Raw genomic sequence first — 822 nt, 5'->3', positions numbered from 1 at the left:
GTTTCGTATGGCTTGTGGCTGCGTCCTTCCAGTCGAGATCGAAATCGACGGCCGGCGCAACAGGCGTTCCCGATGCCTTGGCAGTTCCTGAGATCGTGCCCTGCGCAGCAAGTCCGGGCACGAAGCTGTTTGCAATGTTTGCCGGGACATTGTTGAGATTGGCATTCACGTCGAGGTTTTGGACCGTCGTTCCCGCGATAACGATATTCCCGTCCGCGCTCAGTCCCATGTTGGCTGCACCGGTCAGGTCCGCATCGAAGTCGAGTTTGTTGTCTGCTAATTTACCCGTCGCACTTAAGCCAAGCGGAGCGAGACCTGCCTGTTTCGTATGGCTAGTGGCTGCGTCCTTCCAGTCGAGATCGAAATCGACTGCTGGCGCAACAGGCGTTCCCGATGCCTTGGCAGTTCCTGAGATCGTGCCCTGCGCAGCAAGTCCGGGCACGAAGCTGTTTGCAATGCTTGCCGGGACATTGTTGAGATTGGCATTCACATCGAGGTTTTGGACCGTCGTTCCCGCGACAACGATATTCCCGTCCGCGCTCAGTCCCATGTTGGCTGCACCGGTCAGGTCCGCATCGAAGTCGAGTTTGTTGTCGGCGAATTTACCCGTCGCGCTTAAGCCAAGCGGAGCGAGACCTGCCTGTTTCGTATGGCTTGTGGCTGCGTCCTTCCAGTCGAGATCGAAATCGACTGCCGGCGCAACAGGCGTTCCCGATGCTTTGGCAGTTCCTGAGATCGTGCCCTCCGCAGCAAGTCCGGGCACGAAGCTGTTTGCAATGCTTGCCGGGACATTGTTGAGATTGGCATTCACATCGAGGTTTT

At 57.2% G+C, this 822-nt stretch carries 1 pseudogene; it reads right to left on the bottom strand.

Annotated elements, in window-relative coordinates:
• Positions 1-822: pseudogene (locus tag BN1800_RS41930) on the bottom strand (translocation/assembly module TamB domain-containing protein); the annotation flags it as partial.

This window comes from Rhizobium sullae (assembly GCF_900169785.1).
GTDB lineage: Bacteria > Pseudomonadota > Alphaproteobacteria > Rhizobiales > Rhizobiaceae > Rhizobium > Rhizobium sullae.
Note: the sequence above shows the minus strand (reverse complement) of the source record. Positions and strands in the feature narration are given on the sequence as shown.